Annotated in this window: 22 protein-coding genes; 10 read left to right on the top strand and 12 right to left on the bottom strand. The window is 30.8% G+C overall.

What is annotated here, in order from left to right:
- Nucleotides 1-114: 114 nt before the first annotated feature.
- From C1I91_RS09605 to C1I91_RS09595, 3 genes are all read right to left on the bottom strand, one after another.
- Complete coding sequence (locus C1I91_RS09605) at nucleotides 115-531, bottom strand: hypothetical protein (protein WP_128212678.1); 417 nt, start codon at nucleotides 529-531, stop codon at nucleotides 115-117.
- Between the two features lie 112 nt (nucleotides 532-643).
- The gene (locus C1I91_RS09600) at nucleotides 644-1,048 is read right to left on the bottom strand and encodes a DUF2721 domain-containing protein (RefSeq protein WP_238475952.1); all 405 of its coding nucleotides are present in this window, start codon (nucleotides 1,046-1,048) and stop codon (nucleotides 644-646) included.
- A gap of 16 nt (nucleotides 1,049-1,064) precedes the next feature.
- On the bottom strand, nucleotides 1,065-2,156 hold the full coding sequence (locus C1I91_RS09595) for a GNAT family N-acetyltransferase (protein ID WP_128212677.1): 1,092 nt from the start codon (nucleotides 2,154-2,156) through the stop codon (nucleotides 1,065-1,067).
- A 371-nt stretch (nucleotides 2,157-2,527) separates the two neighbouring features.
- Here C1I91_RS09595 and C1I91_RS09590 point away from each other — a divergent pair, with 371 nt between their 5' ends.
- Genes C1I91_RS09590 through C1I91_RS09570 form a run of 5 tightly spaced genes read left to right on the top strand, consistent with a single transcriptional unit; the run spans nucleotide 2,528 to nucleotide 6,799 of the window.
- A complete protein-coding gene (locus C1I91_RS09590) occupies nucleotides 2,528-3,067 on the top strand; it encodes a helix-turn-helix domain-containing protein (protein WP_128212676.1) in 540 nt (179 codons plus the stop codon).
- A gap of 19 nt (nucleotides 3,068-3,086) precedes the next feature.
- Nucleotides 3,087-4,133 carry a spermidine/putrescine ABC transporter ATP-binding protein gene (gene potA, locus C1I91_RS09585; RefSeq protein ID WP_128212675.1) on the top strand — a complete coding sequence of 349 codons (1,047 nt, stop codon included), beginning with the start codon at nucleotides 3,087-3,089 and terminating at the stop codon, nucleotides 4,131-4,133.
- Nucleotides 4,133-4,969, top strand: coding sequence for an ABC transporter permease (locus C1I91_RS09580; RefSeq protein WP_128212674.1), 837 nt, complete (start codon nucleotides 4,133-4,135; stop codon nucleotides 4,967-4,969). Before potA ends, C1I91_RS09580 begins: the two co-directional genes overlap by 1 nt.
- Nucleotides 4,963-5,748: an ABC transporter permease gene (locus C1I91_RS09575; protein WP_128212673.1), complete on the top strand. Its 786-nt coding sequence runs from the start codon at nucleotides 4,963-4,965 to the stop codon at nucleotides 5,746-5,748. Before C1I91_RS09580 ends, C1I91_RS09575 begins: the two co-directional genes overlap by 7 nt.
- Nucleotides 5,741-6,799, top strand: coding sequence for an ABC transporter substrate-binding protein (locus tag C1I91_RS09570; protein WP_128212672.1), 1,059 nt, complete (start codon nucleotides 5,741-5,743; stop codon nucleotides 6,797-6,799). The genes C1I91_RS09575 and C1I91_RS09570 overlap by 8 nt, the downstream gene beginning before the upstream one ends.
- A 195-nt stretch (nucleotides 6,800-6,994) precedes the next feature.
- On the opposite strand, the gene ndk is transcribed toward C1I91_RS09570, so the two are convergent.
- On the bottom strand, nucleotides 6,995-7,417 hold the full coding sequence (ndk, locus tag C1I91_RS09565; RefSeq protein WP_128212671.1) for a nucleoside-diphosphate kinase: 423 nt from the start codon (nucleotides 7,415-7,417) through the stop codon (nucleotides 6,995-6,997).
- Between the two features lie 352 nt (nucleotides 7,418-7,769).
- On the opposite strand from ndk, the gene C1I91_RS09560 reads away from it, so the two are divergent.
- The gene (locus C1I91_RS09560) at nucleotides 7,770-8,039 is read left to right on the top strand and encodes an acylphosphatase (RefSeq protein WP_128212670.1); all 270 of its coding nucleotides are present in this window, start codon (nucleotides 7,770-7,772) and stop codon (nucleotides 8,037-8,039) included.
- A gap of 127 nt (nucleotides 8,040-8,166) precedes the next feature.
- Here C1I91_RS09560 and speE read toward each other — a convergent pair whose 3' ends face one another.
- The 4 genes from speE to C1I91_RS09540 all read right to left on the bottom strand — a co-directional run bounded on the left by speE (nucleotide 8,167) and on the right by C1I91_RS09540 (nucleotide 10,608).
- Complete coding sequence (gene speE, locus C1I91_RS09555; protein WP_128212669.1) at nucleotides 8,167-9,018, bottom strand: polyamine aminopropyltransferase; 852 nt, start codon at nucleotides 9,016-9,018, stop codon at nucleotides 8,167-8,169.
- 17 nt (nucleotides 9,019-9,035) lie between these two features.
- Nucleotides 9,036-9,452, bottom strand: a complete 417-nt coding sequence (speD, locus tag C1I91_RS09550) for an adenosylmethionine decarboxylase (protein ID WP_275051665.1) — start codon at nucleotides 9,450-9,452, stop codon at nucleotides 9,036-9,038.
- A 269-nt stretch (nucleotides 9,453-9,721) separates the two neighbouring features.
- On the bottom strand, nucleotides 9,722-9,895 hold the full coding sequence (locus C1I91_RS09545) for a small, acid-soluble spore protein, alpha/beta type (protein WP_128212667.1): 174 nt from the start codon (nucleotides 9,893-9,895) through the stop codon (nucleotides 9,722-9,724).
- A 146-nt stretch (nucleotides 9,896-10,041) separates the two neighbouring features.
- Nucleotides 10,042-10,608: a hypothetical protein gene (locus tag C1I91_RS09540; RefSeq protein WP_128212666.1), complete on the bottom strand. Its 567-nt coding sequence runs from the start codon at nucleotides 10,606-10,608 to the stop codon at nucleotides 10,042-10,044.
- A gap of 176 nt (nucleotides 10,609-10,784) precedes the next feature.
- Between C1I91_RS09540 and dapF the strand changes: the two genes are divergently transcribed.
- Entirely contained in the window at nucleotides 10,785-11,756 is a 972-nt protein-coding gene (dapF, locus tag C1I91_RS09535; protein ID WP_128212665.1) for a diaminopimelate epimerase, read from the top strand.
- Nucleotides 11,757-12,045: 289 nt separating this feature from the next.
- Here dapF and adhE read toward each other — a convergent pair whose 3' ends face one another.
- On the bottom strand, nucleotides 12,046-14,646 hold the full coding sequence (gene adhE / locus C1I91_RS09530; protein WP_238475951.1) for a bifunctional acetaldehyde-CoA/alcohol dehydrogenase: 2,601 nt from the start codon (nucleotides 14,644-14,646) through the stop codon (nucleotides 12,046-12,048).
- 274 nt (nucleotides 14,647-14,920) lie between these two features.
- On the opposite strand from adhE, the gene C1I91_RS09525 reads away from it, so the two are divergent.
- On the top strand, nucleotides 14,921-15,415 hold the full coding sequence (locus tag C1I91_RS09525) for an HD domain-containing protein (RefSeq protein ID WP_128212663.1): 495 nt from the start codon (nucleotides 14,921-14,923) through the stop codon (nucleotides 15,413-15,415).
- A gap of 251 nt (nucleotides 15,416-15,666) precedes the next feature.
- Here C1I91_RS09525 and C1I91_RS09520 read toward each other — a convergent pair whose 3' ends face one another.
- The gene (locus tag C1I91_RS09520) at nucleotides 15,667-16,056 is read right to left on the bottom strand and encodes a hypothetical protein (protein WP_128212662.1); all 390 of its coding nucleotides are present in this window, start codon (nucleotides 16,054-16,056) and stop codon (nucleotides 15,667-15,669) included.
- Between the two features lie 357 nt (nucleotides 16,057-16,413).
- Between C1I91_RS09520 and C1I91_RS09515 the strand changes: the two genes are divergently transcribed.
- The gene (locus C1I91_RS09515) at nucleotides 16,414-17,538 is read left to right on the top strand and encodes an ABC transporter ATP-binding protein (RefSeq protein ID WP_128212661.1); all 1,125 of its coding nucleotides are present in this window, start codon (nucleotides 16,414-16,416) and stop codon (nucleotides 17,536-17,538) included.
- Nucleotide 17,539: 1 nt separating this feature from the next.
- Entirely contained in the window at nucleotides 17,540-19,108 is a 1,569-nt protein-coding gene (locus tag C1I91_RS09510; RefSeq protein ID WP_128212660.1) for an ABC transporter permease/substrate-binding protein, read from the top strand.
- 122 nt (nucleotides 19,109-19,230) lie between these two features.
- On the opposite strand, the gene C1I91_RS09505 is transcribed toward C1I91_RS09510, so the two are convergent.
- Both C1I91_RS09505 and C1I91_RS09500 read right to left on the bottom strand, forming a co-directional pair.
- Nucleotides 19,231-19,851 (bottom strand): GntR family transcriptional regulator, encoded by a 621-nt coding sequence (locus C1I91_RS09505; RefSeq protein ID WP_128212659.1) that lies wholly within the window; start codon nucleotides 19,849-19,851, stop codon nucleotides 19,231-19,233.
- A gap of 14 nt (nucleotides 19,852-19,865) precedes the next feature.
- Nucleotides 19,866-20,453 carry a DUF1836 domain-containing protein gene (locus C1I91_RS09500; RefSeq protein ID WP_128212658.1) on the bottom strand — a complete coding sequence of 196 codons (588 nt, stop codon included), beginning with the start codon at nucleotides 20,451-20,453 and terminating at the stop codon, nucleotides 19,866-19,868.
- Nucleotides 20,454-20,613 lie beyond the last annotated feature (160 nt).

Genomic DNA, 20,613 nt, shown 5'->3' with positions numbered 1-20,613 from the left:
AAAATCATATTAATTCTTTGCGTAAGCTCATTAAAACGTCGGATGACTAACCACTTAATTCAACCTAGTGCTTGAATAGCACCAAAAAAGGTAGCTCTTATGAGCTACCTTTTTTTACATCATCCTTTGAAATGCTATACTCTTATCTATTTCTTTTTTTTCAATGTCTAATGTAACCCTATATATTTTGGGGCAACCTACTTCTCTCCATCTTTTCATATACTTAACATTAGCTTCTGTTTCATAGTAGTAGCATTCATCATACTCATCAGAAAACTCTAAGAAACTAAGTATACTATTTTTATGTATCTTTACCATATCTTTGTCTAGATTATTTACAATTGTATTAAGATACTTTAACGGAATAACATAAGGATAGATAGTCTTTCCCTTTAGCCTTTTGCTATCAAATAAACACCTTTTTATTATAGAATTATCTTTAAATTCTTCTTTTATATGAGCTCTCAAAATCAAAGCTCCTGTTTTATTTTTTTCAATTCTAATTCCTATCATTTTATCCTTCCTTCTCATTAGTAAAAAAATCGTCAAAGCTATATTCTTTAGTTGTTTAATTGATCATCTGCCTTTCCAAATATATATGATGAAAATATGACAGACGAATAAAAAAATCTCATGTTAAACTTTACCTATTCTCATCATATTCTGTTAGATCTTCCAACTGGTAAATTATGGCATTAACTGATATTTGAAGCTCCATAAGCGAAAGCAGTAGCGATATAAGTAACGCTACTAGGCTAATACCAAAGGTTATCTGCCCTACCAATTGCTTATTCAAAAACAAAGAGAGCATTGATAGAACGCATAAAAAGAAACTAAAAACTCCCATTATCTGCATATACTTTATAAGTCTAACTCTCTTATTCAAGTTCTTAATCTGAGCTAAAATTCTCTTCTCTGGATTTTTTCTATGCTGTAAGTCTAATTGCCTAAGCAATTGAGCGAGAGTAGCAAATCTACTTGTATATGCTGATATCAATAATGAAATTGCAGTAAAAAGCAATGCTGGTGTAGTAAGTTCCAGTTTCAAAATATCCCTCCTAAAACTATTTGTTTTCCATATAGTTCATTATCTCTAGTACTTTTTCTTCTCCTAAAAGTTTTTTTATGGCATTTAGTGATATATCTAGACTGCTCATTATACTAGATCCTATCATTATTCTTCCATTGTCCACTATGGACTTATTAACTATTTTTAAATTTGGACACATATCTAATATTTCACTTCTTAGTTTTGAATGCACAGCTACTGGCATGTCTTTAATTAGGTCGCTTTTAGCAAGCATCATTATACCTGAATCTATTACTAATACCATTTCACATTTGTAGTAACATCTCTTTAAAAATTCTACCAAATCTTGATTTGATAAAATATCCCCATCATATTTGCCACTTGGTATAATCAATATATTAGGACAATCACTATCTTTAAAACTTATATTTGAGGATATTGTAAAGCTACTAGAAGTTTTAACTTCACCTTCTTCTACACCTACTGTATTTATAGAAAAAACGTTTCTCTTATATATTTTATTAGCTAAAGAAAAAATTTCAATAGGTCCGCTTACACTAAGTAAATCTACACCTTCTAATACTATAATAGAAACATTCTTATTTTCACATCTCTCTCCTATTAAAAACTTTTCCTTGGTAAGCTTAAAAGTTATATCATTACCATGTCTTGCAACGGCTTCAAATCCCAATTTCACGAAAGATTCTTGAGCTTTTTTACTTGAAACTGTGTCCATCATAACTAGACCGCCAAACTCATAGAAAAAGTATTCTAAAATCAGCCTTGTAGCTTCAGAGCCATAACCATTCCCTCTGTGACTATTTTCTATTTTTAAATTAAATCTTGCTATCTTGGTCGCTGAATCATAACCGTGGAAACTCACTTCTCCCACTGGTATATCCTGCTTATTAAAAACCAAACAGTAAAAGTTTTTTCCATCGGTAGGCATTACCATCTTCTTATAAAAACTTTCCCACTTATCCTCTTGAAAAGAAAATACACCACCTATTTCCTTCATAGTCTCATAATCACACCAAAGCTTTTTAACATAATTAAGCTCTTCAAATCTTGGTTGTTTTATATAAACTAAGTTTCCATCTCTTCTATATAAATCATTAATTTTCACTAAAATCACCTAATTTCCATATTTGAAACTTAAACATTACTAATATTTTCATTAAACTTATTATATCTCAATAACCATACTTTTTATAGAAGAATCTTGCAAATGGATCATAATTTTATTCTAAATTAAATTATATCAATTGACGGAATTAATAGTTTTATTAGTTATTACTTTTACAAAAATCATATATTAGCATCCACTAAATAGACATATTTTAAAAAACAAATCATTTTCCATTTTTTTTGCGAAAACTATTGATTTATATGAAAAAAATTACTATAATTACCTTGTTTGTTTAGTAATTATAAACTACATGTTTAGTAATACATAGGTATAATTTTATCTAATTTATAAGTTGGAAGGTGTAGAAAATGCAAATTGGAGAAAAGATTAGAAGATTAAGAATTGAAAAACAGCTTACTCAAGAAGAACTTGCCAATAGATGTGAATTGTCCAAAGGATTCATATCTCAGCTTGAAAACGACCTAACTTCACCTTCAATTGCTACTCTTATTGATATTCTAGAAATCCTTGGTACAAATCTCACTGAGTTTTTCAGTGACGATTCCAATGAGAGAATAACATTTACATATGATGATATGTTTGAAACTGAAAGTGAAGATTTGAAGTATAAGCTTATGTGGCTTGTTCCAAATGCTCAAAAAAATGCAATGGAACCCATTATGATAACATTAGAACCAGGTGGAAGATACGTTGAAGAAGAACCTCATGAAGGTGAAGAGTTTGGTTTTGTTCTATGTGGTACTATAAATCTCCATTTAGGTGATAGGAAAGTTAAGGTCAGAAAAGGGGAAAGCTTCTATTTCAAACCAAAAGCTAATCATTTTATTTCGAATTGTGGTAAAACAGAGGCTAAGGTCATTTGGGTAAGCACTCCCCCTTCATTTTAATATAAAAGAGGTGTTTGTTGTGAATGATAATATTATTGAGATTAAAAATGTATCTAAAAGCTTTAAAAATCAAATAGTAATTAATAATCTAAACTTAGATATAAAGAAAAATGAATTCTTGACGCTTCTCGGACCAAGTGGATGTGGAAAAACAACTACTCTAAAAATGTTAGCTGGTTTTGAGATTGTTGATTCTGGAAGTATAACCTTTGAAGGTAAGGAAATTAACAGTCTTCCATCTTATGAAAGACAAATAAACACAGTATTTCAGAACTATGCTCTTTTTCCTCATATGAATGTATATGAAAATATCGCCTTTGGTTTAAAAATAAAGAAACTTTCTAAAGCTTTAATAGATGAAAAAGTAACTAATATCCTAAAACTTATCGATTTAGAGGGCTTTCAGAAGAGAAGTATAGAATCTCTCAGTGGTGGTCAGCAACAAAGAGTTGCTATTGCTAGAGCTTTAGTCAATGAACCTAAAGTACTTCTTTTAGATGAACCCCTAGGAGCTTTAGATCTGAAGCTTAGAAAAGAAATGCAGCTAGAATTAAAAAAGATACAGAAACAGCTAGGAATAACCTTTGTCTTTGTAACTCATGACCAAGAAGAAGCTCTTACCATGTCAGATACTATTGTAGTTATGAATGAAGGAAAGATTCAACAGATGGGTACTCCTGAGGATATATATAACGAACCAATTAATCCTTTTGTAGCTAAGTTTATTGGTGAAAGCAATATTATTGATGGAGTTATGTTAGATGATTATAAGATTAAATTCTGTGATAGGGAATTTGAATGTGTTGATAAAGGTTTTAGTAAAAATGAAGATGTTGATGTTGTTGTAAGACCAGAAGATATTAAGATAGTTGACTATACTTCAGGAATGCTTAAAGGTAAGGTTACTTCAACGGTTTTTAAAGGAGTTCATTATGAAATTGAAGTTTTAGGACAAGATAGGAATTGGTTACTCCATAATACTAAAAGCGCTCCAGTAGGCACAGAAATAGGATTAAATATATATCCAGAAGATATACATATAATGAAAAAAGGAGCTACTGCATAATGAAGAAAAAATCCTATGCAGCTTATCCTTATTTTGTTTGGAGTATTTTATTCATCATAATTCCTCTTTTTATAATCCTATTCTTCAGCTTTACCCAAAAAATTGATGGAAGCACTATATTTTCATTGGACAACTATCACAAACTATTAAGCCCAATTTATCTGAAAGTATTTTGGAGATCTATATACCTTGCTTTTATATCTACGTTGTTATGCCTAATTATAGGATATCCTGCAGCATTATTTCTATCAAAGGTAGATATCAGGAGAAGGAATTTACTTATTTTATTATTTATACTTCCAATGTGGATGAATTTTCTATTAAGAACTTATGCTTGGATGTCTATACTAGGGAAGAATGGTTTTATAAATACTGTTCTAACTAAAATAGGACTTCCATCCATGACATTACTATATACTGATGCAGCGGTTCTTCTTGGTATGGTATATAATTTCCTACCTTACATGGTGTTACCTATTTATACTGTACTCATAAAAATAGATAAGAATCTTATAAACGCAGCTCATGATTTAGGCGCAAATAAAACTCAAGTATTTAGGAAAGTAATTTTCCCTCTTACCCTTCCAGGAGTTATTTCTGGAATCAGTATGGTATTTATGCCTGCAGTTACAACCTTTGTAATTTCTAGACTACTTGGCGGAGGCCAATATATGCTTTTAGGAAATCTTATTGAAGGTCAATTTACAAACATAGGTGATTGGAATTTTGGATCTGCAATTTCTATATTTATGATGATAATTATTCTAATATCTATGGCGGTTATGTCTAGATTTGATAGCCAAGATAATAAAGAAGGGGGTGGCCAACTATGGTAAAGAAGTTAGGCTCAAGATTTTATTTAGCCTTGGTTTTCTTATTCCTTTATGCCCCTATAATTGTTTTAATAGTGTTCTCTTTTAACAATTCTAAGTCCATGGCTCTTTGGGAAGGTTTTACTTTCAAATGGTATGGAGAACTGCTAAACGATGATAGAATACTCACAGCTCTTTATTATACCTTAGCTGTTGCTATAACCTCTGCTACCATTTCAACGGTAGTTGGAACCCTTAGTTCAATAGGTATTTATAAAATGAGAGGACTAAGTAAAAAACTTATTTTGAATATTAACTATCTCCCAGTATTGAATCCAGATATAGTTACGGGAATTGCGTTAATGAGTCTATTTGCATTCTTCAGTCTACAGTTTGGACTTACTACAATGCTTTTAGCCCATATAACTTTTAATATTCCTTATGTTATATTATCTGTGCTGCCAAAATTAAGACAGCTTCCTAGCAATATTGAAGAAGCAGCTATGGATCTTGGAGCTACTCCAGGCTATACACTAAGAAAGGTTATTATTCCTCAGATAAAACCTGGTATAATATCTGGTTTTTTAATAGCATTTACTATGTCCATTGACGACTTTGTTATAAGCTTCTTTACTACAGGCTCTGGCGTTACAAATCTTTCCATAGAGGTTTACTCAATGGCCAAAAGAGGCATAAAGCCTGAAATAAATGCTTTATCTACAATAATGTTCCTAGTGGTATTAACATTACTATTAATAATAAATAAAAAAGAATCATTGATAAGAGGTGAACAAATTGATTAAATCGAGAAAATTTATTGCTTTACTTGCCGCAACCATAGTTGCTTCTTCTTTATTTGTAGGTTGCAACAACAAGACAAAAGACTCCAGTAAAAAAGTATTAAACGTCTATAATGTTGGTGATTACATAGACGAATCTCTACTTAAAAAATTTGAAGATAAAACAGGAATAAAAGTTAATTATGAAACTTATGATACAAATGAGATAATGTATCAAAAACTCAAAGGTGGCAATTCAAGTTATGATATAGTTGTTCCTTCAGACTATATGGTAGAAAAAATGATAAAGGAAGATATGTTAGAAAAAATAGATTTTAACAGCATTGAAAATTATAAAAATATAGATGATAAATTTAAAAATCTTTCTTATGATCCTAAAAATGAATACTCTGTTCCTTATATGTGGGGTACCTATGGTATTCTATACAATAAAAAATTAGTTAAAGATCCTGTAGACAGCTGGGACATACTTTGGAATGAAAAGTATAAAGGGCAGATATTTATGCTTGAATCAATAAGAGACTCTATGGGAGTTGCTTTGAAGAAATTAGGCTATTCACTTAATACTACTAAGGATGATGAGATTAATAAAGCCAAAGAAGCTCTTATAAAACAAAAGCCTTTAGTACTAGCTTACGTTAATGATGAAGTAAAAGACAGAATGGTACAAGAGGAAGCGGCACTAGCCGTTGTATACTCAGGCGACGCAGTAACTATGAAGCAAAAGAATGCTAACCTTGAATATGTAATACCAAAGGAAGGAAGTAACAAATGGTTTGATACTTTATGTATACCAAAAGGAGCCAAGCACAAAGAAGAAGCAGAAAAGTTTATAGACTTCCTTCTTGATCCTGAAGTATCAAAACAAAACACAGAATACATTGGTTATTCAACACCTAACAAAGCTGCTTTAGATTTGTTAGATGATAAGGTTAAAAATGATAAGACCGCTTATCCTTCTGATGATGTACTTAATAAATGTGAGGTTTTCGTCGATTTAGGAGATACATTAAAGAAATATGATGATGCTTGGTTACAAGTAAAATCAAAATAGATCTAAAGTTTATTTTTATATATTCTCGTGTAAGAGAAAAGCTTATTCATTAAAATTTTGTTAGGCTTTATCCTACATGGGGGACTATTAAAGAAAAAATCACTAATGTAATTATTTCATTAGTGATTTTTTCATGTATATGCATCTTTCGCATAGGTTAAAGCTCTTTTTATACGTCCAGTAAATAATCCTAGCTCAAATTTGTTCAATTTCAGGAAACCATAGACTTATTTCTTTTTCAGCATTTTCTCCACAGTCAGAAGAGTGTACTGAGTTCTCAGTTTTGTTTACTCCAAACTTTTTTCTTATGGTTCCGTACTCAGCCATCTCAGGATTAGTATTACCATTTAACTTCCTAACCTTCTCAATAGCATTTTGTCCTTCAACGATAGCTGCAATTAATGGGCTTCTAGTTATATACCTTATAAGCTCATCAAAAAAAATTTTGCCGCTATGTTCGGCATAGTGAGTCTTTGCTAGTTCTTCATCAACTTTAATCATCTTAAGTGCAATCAGTCTCAGTCCATTACTCTCATATATATCTATTATTTTTCCTGTAACATGTCTTTCTACCGCATCTGGCTTTATAAGAATTAGACTTTTTTCTATATGTCCCATACTTCCCTCCTGTTATAGATGTACCACTTCATAATAAAATTTATATTTTCAAATTCTCCTCTCAGAAACCACAGGAATTTTGAAAATATATTTAGGATTAAAGTGGTACATCTTCAATGTTAATCCTTTAATATTATTGTATTTAAAACCTTTTAAAATGTATCTATTAAAATGACTTATATATGTAATTTTTGCTCTTTTTCACAAAAAATAAACACCTATATGTATATTTTATAAATAAACTTTCATTCGGTTAATATTATGCTTTTTTCTACGATAATATATTTATATTTGTTAAGTGAAATAAAAATCTGTTATAATTCTATTAAATAAATCTTGAGGAGGAATGACTATGATACGCTATCATATCATTGTCCAGGGAAGGGTACAGGGTGTAGGTTTTAGATATTTCGTTCAATATACTGCATCTCTGCTTAATATAACAGGTACTGCTACAAACCTTGATAATGGCGATGTAGAAATCTATGCACAAGGTGATAATGAGCATGTAACTGCATTTTTAGCTAGAGTTAAGAGAGGTAATGGCTTTTCAAGAGTTATTGGTTGCGAAGTTCAAGAAATACCTACCATTGAAAAAGAAAAATCTTTTAAAATAGTTTAAGGCCACTTCGGATTATAAAAAGCAAAGTATGTCACCTGCCATAATTTTTTCACATACATTCAGAAAAAGCAGATGAATAAAAAAATTCACTGAAGGTTGCTTCAGTGAATTTTTTTACTTAATTTAATTATTCTTCTGAATTAAGCTGTTCTAATACATAGTTAGGAAGTGCAAAAGCTCCAACATGTATATTAGTATTGTAATACTTTGTTTTTAAGCCGCGTTTTTCAAAATTAGCTGCATTAAAGTCCTTGATAGGATGAAGAGTCTTTGATGCAAATCCAAATAACCAATGTCCAGAGGCATATGTAGGCATATGGTACTGATAAGCCTCACAGATTGGGAATATTTTCTTTAGTTTTGAATATGCTCTCTTCATTTCTCTTGAATTATTAGGATAATAAGGACTTTCTCCTTGATTAACTAATATTCCTTTTTCAGTAAGTGCTTTAAAGCAATTATTATAGAATTCAACAGTAAATAAACCTTCTCCAGGACCTATTGGATCAGTAGAGTCTACTATTATAAGATCATACTGATTTACTTTTCCTTCAACAAACTTAATTCCATCTTCAAAGTATAAATTTACTCTTGGATCATCAAGTTTTCCTGCTGTAAATGGTAAAAATTCCTTAGAAGCCTTAACAACTACTTCATCTATTTCCACCATATCTATTTTTTCTATAGTTTCATATCTTGTTAGCTCTCTAACAGTTCCACCGTCACCTGCTCCTATTACTAATACCTTTTTAATGTCAGGGTTTGTAGACAATGCTACATGTGTAATCATCTCGTGATATATAAACTCATCTTTTTCAGTAACCATAGTCCAACCGTCTATTACTAGAACTCTTCCAAATTCGTAAGTATCTATTACTTCTATCTCTTGAAATGGACTTTTTTCTGCATATAGATGACTTTTTACCTTCATTGAGAACTTTACATTAGGTGTCTGATTTTCTGTATACCACAATTCCATTTTAATTCCTCCAAACACTATTCATTCATTGGCTTATGTGTAACATCAACATTGTCATACTGACCATCAGAATAGTTTCTTATCTTTTCTATAATTCCTCTTGATACTTCAGTTGATTCGCTTCTTTCAGCCTTTAGCATATCTTCTAAATAGTTAAATGCCTTCCATGGGTTAACACTATCACCACAGGTATATAAATCAACAGATGCATAACCGTATTCAGGCCATGTATGAATTGTTAAGTGGGACTCTTGTATAATTACTGCACCACTAACTCCCCATGGATTAAACGTATGAAAACAACTTGTAACTATAGTTGCACCTGATTTCCTTGCAGCTTCGTTCATGTATTCTTCTATCAAACTATGATTACTGATTACATCCTTATCACAATTATAATATTCTACCAATATATGTCTTCCAAGTTGCTCAATTTTCATAATAACCCCTCCTAATATTAAAGAAACCTTGTATTAAAAATATTAAAATTTAATATAAATATTTGCGTATTTATCTTCTAAACTCAACTAAACTCTTGGTTTAATAAAGTTTACTTTTACTAAACCAAGAGTTTATCAATATTAAGTACAAATAAAATATATCATATTTTAAAAATTTGTCAATAGATTTTAGAATATACCCATATTCTTCTTTTTTACTCATCAATTTAGTAGATATAAAAAAATAGACTGTATAATACAGTCTATTCATTAGTATCAGTATGTACTTGCCTTGGCTTATTTTTCCCTAACTTTCTTGATTCCTTTGAGTATCCTATCTCATTTGCAGTTTCTATTTTCATATTCTCTAATTCTTTCTTTGTCTTGGGGTTTGACTTTTTGTTATTCTTACTATTTTTATTGTTTTTATGTGACATGCATAACCCTCCTTATAATAAGCTACTATAATAATATTAAACTATTTCATTTAATAATATTATTAGTACTTTTTGAAAGCCTATACCTGAAACATATTAACAAAGAATTCTGCAGGTTATATATACCAATTACCCAAGTGCAAAAACTATAATTCCTCCCATAAGTCTTCTATAGAAGGATAGTCATCAAATATCTTATCCATTAAATCTTCTATATCATTATCTTCCCAGGTAGTATGCTTTTCTACCTTATCCAATTTAATAATATTATCATTTTTATCTTTTTTTATCAAAATCTTTTCAGAACATTTCTCTATATAATCATCTATATGTTCTTTAACGGTATTTTCAAATTCTAAAGTTATATGTCTTTCATTGTTCTCGTCTCTGAAGTCTACCACTACTCTATGCTGTTTTCTTAAAAGCTCTAAAAAATCCTTATGGTTATCGTCCCCATAGTCAAACCAAATATCATATATATTATCAAAATTCTCTCCAAATTTTATTATAATCGCATATACATTGCATTTCTTGTCACCGATAGAAGTGCTTTTTATACCTATAGGAGTATCCTCATTTATTGATACTAGGTCTTCTTTTCTCTCTTTAATTATTATAATGGGAAATAAACTTTCTTCTATACCCACAACTAATGGAGTTACACTGCCACAAGGTCTCTCTGCTATAATATCATTTACTGTTAAATCAACCATAAGCACATCTCCTTAACTTAATACTTATCATAGTATTATACTTCAAATGGAAATAATTATACAATAGAAAATTTATATATATAGTTTACAATAATATTGAATTTCTATATATATTGCTACTAGATAGCCACTTTGCTATAATGAAGTAATAACTTGTTTAAATTGGGGGTATTTCTATGAAAATTGATTTTATTAAATGTCATGGTTCAGGAAATGATTTTATATTAATAGATGAACTAAAGGAATCACTTAATATAAGTGAAAAGGATAGAATAAACTTAGCAATCGAACTATGTAACAGAGAAAAAAGCATAGGTGCAGATGGTATTCTATTTGTTCAGAGCAGCTCTTTCTGTGATGGAAAAATGAGAATATTTAATGCAGACGGTTCAGAGCCTGAGATGTGTGGTAATGGCTTAAGGTGTGTAGGTAGATATCTAATAGATGCTCTAGGAAAAGATTTTATAACCGTTGAAACAATGAAAGCAAAATATGATGTAAAAGCTGTTTCTGAAATATTTAATGGAGTAAGAACAGTAGAAATCGAAATTGATACAGTAAGCTTTGATGTCACTACTCTTCCACTTAATCATTCAAAAAACACATTAATAAATGAGGCCATTCCAGCTTTATCTGATGAACTAGTTTTTACAGCTGTTAGCATAACAAACCCTCACATAGTAACATTCATTGAAGACTTAAGCAGGGATGAGATAATAAGGATAGGCAAAGAAGCGAATACAAATAAAACTGTCTTTCCACAAGGAGTAAATGTAAATTTCGTAAAGATAATAGACAGCAATAGCATCTATGTAACTACTTATGAACGTGGTGTAGGAATAACTAAATCTTGTGGTACTGGTATGACTGCTTCAAGTGCAGCCTATTGTCTAAATAATCCTGAGCAATATTATAAGGAACTTAAAATATACAACGATGGCGGAATGATAAAAATATATGTTAATAAAGATGAACTAAACAATTATAAGATTAGATTTATTGGTAACGGCTCTTACGTATATTCCTCTACAGTAGAAGTAGATGATAATTTAAAAGTAACCTATCTTTCCGATAAAAAAGAATTTGAAGACGAGATTTCAAGCTACAATGAATTTTTAAAGTACACTAAGGAAGTAATTTCTAAGTAATTATTTATATGTACTATTTATATTATAGAGTTATCTCATAAAGTAAACATTAAGGAGTTCCTATATGAAAACTTAATTTATACTTGCTATAAAATCTCGGCTTCTGAGGATTTTGTGGCTGTATAAATTAATAGTTGGAGTTGGATACCTATATATACTTACATTAAATATTATTATCTAGCAAATTAAGAAAAGCCATTATCATTTTTATGATTATGGCTTTTGTTTTATTGCTTTTTCCCAATATGGTAAAATAACTATTTATTAAGTTTCCTATATTACCTCATAATTAAATTTCTTTGCTAGTTCCTTCGAATGCATTTATATACATCTGTCTTATTTCTCCCATAAGTGGATATCTTGGATTGGCACCTGTACATTGATCATCGAAAGCCTGCTCAACCATTTCATCTAAGGTAGCATAGAACTTTTCTTTAGAAACGCCCCATTCTGATATTGTTTTTGGCATGCCTACTCTAGCTTTAAGGTCATCTATAGCCTTAATTAAATTAGCTATTTTCTCTTCTTCTGAAGCTCCACCAAGCCTTAAATAATCAGCTATTACACTGTATCTCCACTTAGCATTAGGATATCTGTACTGTGGAAATGCAGTCTGCTTTCTTGGATCATCTACTGCATTAAATTTTATTGTTTCATTTATTAGCAATGCATTTGCAACTCCATGAGGTACGTGATGCATTGAGCCTAGTTTATGTGCCATTGAGTGACAAACTCCTAAGAATGCATTTGCAAAAGCCATTCCAGCTATTGTAGCCGCATGAGCCATCTTCTCCCTAGCCTTTATATTTGTAGTACCTTCGTCATAAGCCAATGGTAAATATTTAAATATAAGTCTAATAGCCTCTAAGGCTAAGCCATTTGTATATTCTGAGGCTAAAACTGATACATAAGCCTCTATGGCATGAGTTAAAGCGTCAATTCCAGATGCAGCAGTTAAGCTCTTTGGCATATTCATCATAAGCTCAGCATCAATTATTGCCATTCCTGGAGTTAATTCGTAATCTGCTAATGGGTATTTTATTCCTGTCTTTTCATCTGTAATTACTGCAAAAGGCGTTACCTCCGATCCAGTTCCTGCAGATGTAGGTATTGATACCATCATAGCCTTACGTCCTAACTCTGGGAACTTATAAACTCTCTTTCTTATATCCATAAATCTCATAGCTAAATCTTCAAATCTTACATCTGGATGCTCATACATTACCCACATAATCTTAGCGCAATCCATAGGTGATCCACCACCTAAAGCTATAATAACATCTGGTTTGAATTTATCCATTTGTTCTGCACCGTTCTTGGCAGTTGCTAGTGTTGGATCCGGCTCTACATCATAGAAAACTCTAAAATCAACATGGCCTTCCTCTAAAACTTTTATAGCCATATCAGCATAACCTAAATCATATAGAACCTTATCCGTAACTATAAAGGCTCTCTTCTTACCCATATCAACTAATTCCCTTAATGCTACAGCAAGAGATCCATACTTAAAATATATCTTCTCTGGTACCCTGAACCAAAGCATATTTTCTCTCCTCTCAGCCACATTCTTGATATTTAGTAAGTGTTTAGGACCAACATTTTCTGACACTGAATTTCCTCCCCATGAGCCACAACCTAAGGTTAAAGATGGCGCTAGCTTAAAATTGTATATATCTCCTATTGCACCCTGGGATGCTGGCATATTTACTATTGTTCTTGCAGTCTTCATCATATTTCCAAAGTCTGAAATTCTATCAGCACTTCTTGTCTGGTCTGTATACAATACTGAAGTATGACCAAAACCTCCAAGTTCTACTAACCTTGAAGCTTTTACCAAAGCTTCTTCAAAGTTTTCAGCCTTATACATTGCTAGTACTGGAGATAATTTTTCATGTGAAAATGGTTCTTCTAACTCAACTGATTCAACTTCTCCAACTAAGACCTTAGAGTGCTTTGGTACTTCAACTCCTGCAAGCTCTGCAATTTTATGTGCAGACTGGCCAACAATATCTGAATTCAAACCACCTTTATCATTAAGTATTACTTTTCTTACCTTCTCTGTTTCCTCTTCATTTAAGATATAAGCCCCTCTATCATAAAGCTCCTTTTTTACCTCATCGTAAACCTCTTTTAATACAACTAAGGCCTGCTCAGATGCACAAATCATACCATTATCAAAGGTTTTTGAAAGCAATATAGAGCTTACTGCCATTTTAATATGAGCAGTCTCATCAATTATTACTGGTGTATTTCCTGAACCTACACCTATAGCTGGTTTTCCTGAAGAATAAGCAGCCTTTACCATTGCTGGTCCCCCAGTGGCAAGTATTATATCCGCTTCTCTCATAACCATTTGTGAAAGTTCCACTGATGGCTCATCAATCCAGCCTATAATATTTTCTGGAGCTCCAGCTTTAACAGCAGCGTCTAATACAGTTTTAGCAGCAGCAATTGTGGATGCTTTCGCTCTTGGATGAGGAGAAAAGATTATTCCATTCCTTGTCTTTAAGGATATTAGAGCCTTAAAAATCGCAGTTGAAGTTGGATTGGTAGTAGGTATTATTGCCGCCACCACACCAATAGGCTCTGCTACTCTTGCTATACCAAATGCTTCATCATAATCTAGAAGCCCACAGGTTTTATCATTTTTATATTTATTATATATATACTCTGAGGCAAAATGATTTTTAATTACCTTATCCTCAACTACACCCATACCAGTTTCTTCTGCTGCTAATTTTGCTAGGGCTATTCTGGCATTATTAGCAGCCATGGCTGCTTGCCTAAAAATTTCGTCCACCTTTTCTTGACTATAAGAAGCAAAAGTTCTCTGAGCTTCTCTTACCTGTTCTATTCTTTGCATTAACTCCTCTGAATTAGTTACCTTCATACGATAAATTTCCTCCTTCCAAAAATACAACATAATTATTGTTGCCTATGTTTAAAAACACCACATAAGCTTAGTAGTATTAAAAATCTATACATAAGTGTATTATTCTCAACGTATACCTAATAATATTCCATCTTATTATCAGTATATTTCTAAGTTGAATTCAAAGTTATAGGTTTCCTAACCATATTAATTATATTTATATATATTTTCTGAAAGCTTAATATTATAATATTCTTGTATACTAAAAACTTCTAATATAAAGGGGGCTTCTATGAACGCAATAACTTCTAAGATTATAAGTAATATGATTAAATATTTCGATGGAGACATCAAAAGAATAAATCACGCCTTAAAGGTACATTCCTTTGCAAAACTCATTGGCGAATTGGAATACATAGATACTGATAAACTTTTCATTGTAGAGATTTCCTCAATACTCCATGATATAGGAATAAAAGTAAGTGAAGAAAAGTATAATTCTTCAAACGGAAAGTACCAAGAAATAGAGGGGCCACCTGTAGCAAGAAGTATTTTGATGGGTTTTTATATACCTGAAGAAACTATTGATAGAATCTGCTATCTTATTGGCAATCATCATAGCTATGATAAGATAGATGGATTAGACTTTCAGATCCTCATAGAAGCTGATTTCCTAGTAAATATATATGAGGACGAAATTCCTATGGAAAGTCTATGTACTATAGAAGAAAAAATATTCAAAACCAATACTGGTAAAGACTTGTTAAATTCTATATATAAATTCTAGATTTGATATAAATTGCTGAAGAATAAAATCTGTATTTATTAAAGCTCCTCTCAAAACCAAGAGGAGCTTTTAAAACATGCAAGAAGATCCATAGAACTCTGGATTTTCCATCAAGTATAAACTTAGTTCCGATATATTAGATCTTTAACAAAATCATATTAATTCTTTGAATATCATTAAAACATTGATTATTATCCATTTAACTTCCAAACAGTACTTACATAGATCAATAAATAGATGTTATTATTATTTCAGAACAACTTTATGTTATACTTGTCCAACATAAACTCTTGAAACATCTGATTGCATGCACACTTACCTTCACAGTTAAAACTATCACTCTTCAAATTTGTAATGATTGCTTTTCTTATAGCTTCCACCCTATTTATGGCTGGCGCAGTCAATTTCTCTACTATTTCAATGCCTAATAACACTATTATTGGAACAAATAGCATATTAGTATAATCTTTAAAATCCACATACAACTTAAGTAAACCTATAATTACTATAGAAGGGTACATTACAGTTCTAACTTTTTTCATATTCTCTGCAGGCCCTAAAGCCTTTATAAGACTAGCTACATTTCTTCTGCATGCAAAGGTCATATGCTTGTAAAACTCTTGTTTTTCAATATCATTCATATATTAAGTACTAAACTTATATAAAATCAATAGTAGTATTATTCTATAGATTTATTTATGTTTAGTTGCGCTCCTCCTTTCTTTTCTCTATATTGTAAATGTATGCTCAATAAAGTAAATGAATTCTATTAATTACTTAGAACTTAGAGCATGGACCAATATAATTTGCTTCACAGATAATCTCTTATATAAGATATAAAAATATAGTTATTTTCGCTTTTTAAAAGGTATCGTCTCGCTTACAAAAAGCACCTTTTATCATACTAAGTTAATTAAAAGCAAATTATACAAATTTGCAAAGTAACAACTTATATGTTATTATAAAGTTGTTACTTTGTAAAACAAGGAGGTTTATTTATGATTGAATTTAAGAATATATCAAAACAATTTAATAATAAAAACATAATAGATAAATTCAATTTATCCATAGAAGATGGAGATTTCGTAGTTTTAATAGGTCCTAGTGGTTGTGGAAAAACTACCTTACTAAAGATGATTAACAAATTAAATATACCAACATCAGGTGAAATATTGATTGATAGCAAAGATATATCTACTATTGACACTATTGAACTTAGAAGGAACATAGGTTACGTAATACAAAATACTGGGTTATTTCCTCATATGACAGTGAGAGAAAATATTGAGCTTATTCCTAAATTAAAAGGTGAAGACTTAGAAGCTCTATCTAATAATTGTAAAACTCTCTTATCTATGGTTGGTTTGAATCCTACTGAATATCTTGATAGATTTCCAGAAGAACTAAGCGGAGGACAAAGACAGAGAGTAGGTTTTGTAAGAGCCTTAGCTACTAATGCCAATATTATATTGATGGATGAGCCCTTTAGTGCTCTTGATCCAATAACTAGAAGTTCACTTCAAGAAGAACTATTTCAAATGCAGCAAGAATTGAAGAAAACTATTGTTTTTGTAACTCATGACATGGATGAAGCTATAAAGCTAGGCAGTAAGATATGTATACTACAAAATGGTAGGATAGCTCAGTATGATACTCCTGAAAATATATTAAAAAGACCTGCTAGCAGTTATGTTGAAGACTTCATAGGTAAAAATAGGATTTGGAATAACCCATCATTTATAAAAGCAAAAGATATAATGATGACAGACCCTATAAAAACAACACCTAAAAGATCAGTACTTCAGGCTTTTGAAATTATGAAGTCAAATAAAGTTGATAGTCTTCTTATTACAAACAAAAATAATGAACTTGAAGGACTAATAACATTAAAACAGCTAAAACTAGAAAATCGATCAGCCTCTATAGAAGATTTAATGACTAAAGATATAACGAAAATCAATGAAGATACAAACCTTATAGAAGTTTTGACACTTATGAATGAGCAAAAAATAGGTTACGCTCCAGTTGTTGATTCGGAAAATAAACTTAAAGGATTAATTACAAGGACAAGTATTCTGTCTACAATAAGTGCTCATCTAATAGATTTGGAGGTGAATTTCTAGTATGAATTTTCTTAATTTTATAAGTAATCAAAAAAGTGATGTTTTTCAATTATTATTTCAACATTTGTATTTAACAGTTTTTGCAGTTTTAGTGGCAATATTAATAGGAGTTCCCTTAGGCATATTAGTGTCAAAATCCAAAAATTTATCAAAGCCTATAATAGGTTTAGCAAATATCGTTCAAGCCATTCCTTCCTTGGCCCTTTTGGGATTTTTAATTCCTTTTGTAGGTATAGGAAGCAAGCCATCAATAATAATGGTAGTTCTATATTCGCTTTTACCTATAATAAAAAACACTCATACAGGCCTTACTAATATAGATCCTGATCTCATAGAAGCTGCTAAAGGTATAGGCCTCACAAAACGTCAAATATTGAATAAGATACAGCTGCCTCTTGCACTTCCAGTAATAATGGCTGGTGTAAGGATTTCTGCTGTTACCGCAGTAGGTCTTATGACCATTGCTGCTTTCATAGGAGCTGGCGGCCTAGGTTACTTGGTGTTTTCTGGAATACAAACTGTGGATAATAATATGATTTTAGCAGGTGCTATACCAGCATGCATTTTGGCTTTAGCAATAGATTTTATATTTAGTAAGCTTGAGAAATTTTTATCTTATAAGAATAATAAAGTAAAAAAATATAAATCAACTCAAAAGAAAAGAAGAGTTTATAACTCCAAACTCTTTAGAATTGCTAGTATAATAATAATTATAGTAATTTTTAGCTCAGCTCTAGGATACCATTATCATATGAAATCTAAAAGTATTACTATTGGCTCTAAAAACTTTACTGAACAGCTTATACTAGGGAATATGTATGCAGACTTAATAGAAGCGAAGACTGACTTGAAGGTAAATAGGAAATTAAATTTAGGTGGTACTCAAGTGGCCTTTGGCGCATTAAAATCTGGAGATCTTGATTTATATGTTGAATATACTGGTACTGGGTTAATAGATATATTAAAAGAAGATTTAATTAATGATCCTGATAAAGCCTACGATATTGTCAAAAAAGATTTTAAAGAAAAATATGATATGAACTGGCTAAAGCCATTAGGTTTTAATAACACTTATACCTTAGCAGTTACTAAGGAGCTGGCAAAGCAGTACAATTTAGAAAGCCTTTCAGACTTAGCAAAAGTGAGTAATACGCTAATACTTGGCTCTACAATAGAATTCTCAAACAGAGAAGATGGCTTATTAGGATTGAAAAAAACTTATAATATGAATTTTAAATCTGTAAAACCTGTAGATGGAGGTCTTAGATATACAGCTCTTAACAGTGGAAACTCAGATGTTATAGACGCTTTCTCTACAGATGGATTGATAAAGGCTTTTGACCTTAAGGTCCTTAAAGATGACAAAGAGTTTTTCCCTCCATATTATGCTGCACCTTTAATACGACAAGATACACTTGATAAGCACCCTGAACTAAAGCAGGTTTTAGATACTTTAGCTGGAAATCTAAATGATGAAACCATGCGAAACTTAAACTATAAAGTAGACAAGTTAAATGAGTCTCCAGCTGACGTTGCAAAACAATTTTTATCAGACCAAGGTTTAATATAAAATTTAATAAAAACCATATGTAGCCAGATTTCAATCTGATTACATATGGTTTTTATCTATAATTCTCTATATTTTAAAGTGTAACATAGTAATATTCATACTATTTACTTTGTTGCATTATACTAATCCTTTAGGAATGTTACTACTCTCTCCATTATGTTTTCATCACCGATTACAAGAAGTATGTCATCCTTCGTAATTAATGCATACGGACCAGGTGATATAACTATGCTTCCATTCCTCTTTATACCTACAACTGTTCCTCCTGTATTTTGCCAAAACTTCAACTCCGATATAGTTTTCCCTATATGTGAAGATTCATCAGGAACTTCAACCTCTACCGGTACCATTGGATTGCTGTCTTTTAATTTTGATGAATACTCCTCTATCTTATTTATTGAGTCTATTAATATACTATCTAGTTTTCTTTTTTCTTCTATTATATTATTAATCTTTATCTTCAAATCTTTCACAGACTCAATGTTAGAAAATCTACTAATATACTTGAAAGCATTTTCTCTAGAGATAATTAATACACCACTACCTTTGGTAGATTCAACTATATCAACATCTTCTAGTAACTTTATAGCTCTTCTTATTGTTTCTGGAGAAACATTGTATTCACTAGCTAAAATAGATCTACCAAATAATCTTTCCCCAACTGCTAACTTTCCAGAATTTATTTTATTTGCTATATCTATAGCTATCCTTTGATATACAGGTATTATAATATTGTTTTCCATGATGTACCCCTTTGTTAATTGTCAGAACTGCTTACAAAATAATGATCAATCAATTTCTCAGCTATTTTCCTATAGCCATTTGCCATATCAATTACGGAAAGTATGTACAATAATACATCCCCTTCTTCGTCCTTTACTTCTCTAAGTTTTTGCTCTGCTGAAGACTTAATTTCCTCTGAATTATTATTCTTTATCAAAAGATATTTATTGTACAATAAATCTAAAGCTACTTCATCACCAGTTTCATTCTCAATGCTATCTACTATAGGTTTAAGGATACTTTTAATATCATTAATAGCCAAGCTTTGCTTTAGGTTATATATTATAATCATTAGTATTATATGCTCTCTAGTATATTTCTTCTTCTTTGCAGCCATTAGTAGTTTATCTTTTGTATAATTGTTTATCATGGTTTTAGTAAGCAACTTATTCTCACTATTTCTCTTTGTCTCAAACAAGTTACTTTCAAATAAAGTTATAACTTGGTCCATATATAAATCTAGTTTTGGTATTTGTTCAGGCTGTATTTCTTTATCAAAATGTAAATCATCAAAAATTTCTTTCAATATATCTAAGTCAAATTGTAAGTTTTCTTTATCCATAGTCTCCTCCATCATTTGCATGCACAATAAGTAGTTCTTAAAACTACTTATTTTAATATTAATAGAAAATATTAGTTTATTCAAGCATTTTATAGTTAGCATGAATAAATATAGAAAAATGATTCATAATAACTATTGCAAAGCTATTATATGATATCGT

Source organism: Clostridium manihotivorum, from assembly GCF_004015185.1.
Taxonomy (GTDB): Bacteria; Bacillota; Clostridia; order Clostridiales; family Clostridiaceae; genus Clostridium_AR; species Clostridium_AR manihotivorum.
This window is presented reverse-complemented; position numbering and strand designations above follow the sequence as displayed.

Coding starts and splice junctions, on each gene's coding strand:
- C1I91_RS09545 (WP_128212667.1), bottom strand. CDS start 9,895: ATGTCACATAAAAACAATAAAAATAGTAAGAATAACAAAAAGTCAAAC.
- C1I91_RS09590 (WP_128212676.1), top strand. CDS start 2,528: ATGCAAATTGGAGAAAAGATTAGAAGATTAAGAATTGAAAAACAGCTT.
- dapF (WP_128212665.1), top strand. CDS start 10,785: ATGAAAATTGATTTTATTAAATGTCATGGTTCAGGAAATGATTTTATA.
- C1I91_RS09520 (WP_128212662.1), bottom strand. CDS start 16,056: ATGAATGATATTGAAAAACAAGAGTTTTACAAGCATATGACCTTTGCA.
- C1I91_RS09575 (WP_128212673.1), top strand. CDS start 4,963: ATGGTAAAGAAGTTAGGCTCAAGATTTTATTTAGCCTTGGTTTTCTTA.
- C1I91_RS09560 (WP_128212670.1), top strand. CDS start 7,770: ATGATACGCTATCATATCATTGTCCAGGGAAGGGTACAGGGTGTAGGT.
- C1I91_RS09510 (WP_128212660.1), top strand. CDS start 17,540: ATGAATTTTCTTAATTTTATAAGTAATCAAAAAAGTGATGTTTTTCAA.
- C1I91_RS09505 (WP_128212659.1), bottom strand. CDS start 19,851: ATGGAAAACAATATTATAATACCTGTATATCAAAGGATAGCTATAGAT.
- C1I91_RS09525 (WP_128212663.1), top strand. CDS start 14,921: ATGAACGCAATAACTTCTAAGATTATAAGTAATATGATTAAATATTTC.
- C1I91_RS09500 (WP_128212658.1), bottom strand. CDS start 20,453: ATGGATAAAGAAAACTTACAATTTGACTTAGATATATTGAAAGAAATT.
- adhE (WP_238475951.1), bottom strand. CDS start 14,646: ATGAAGGTAACTAATTCAGAGGAGTTAATGCAAAGAATAGAACAGGTA.
- C1I91_RS09515 (WP_128212661.1), top strand. CDS start 16,414: ATGATTGAATTTAAGAATATATCAAAACAATTTAATAATAAAAACATA.
- C1I91_RS09605 (WP_128212678.1), bottom strand. CDS start 531: ATGAGAAGGAAGGATAAAATGATAGGAATTAGAATTGAAAAAAATAAA.
- C1I91_RS09580 (WP_128212674.1), top strand. CDS start 4,133: ATGAAGAAAAAATCCTATGCAGCTTATCCTTATTTTGTTTGGAGTATT.
- C1I91_RS09540 (WP_128212666.1), bottom strand. CDS start 10,608: ATGGTTGATTTAACAGTAAATGATATTATAGCAGAGAGACCTTGTGGC.
- speE (WP_128212669.1), bottom strand. CDS start 9,018: ATGGAATTGTGGTATACAGAAAATCAGACACCTAATGTAAAGTTCTCA.
- ndk (WP_128212671.1), bottom strand. CDS start 7,417: ATGGGACATATAGAAAAAAGTCTAATTCTTATAAAGCCAGATGCGGTA.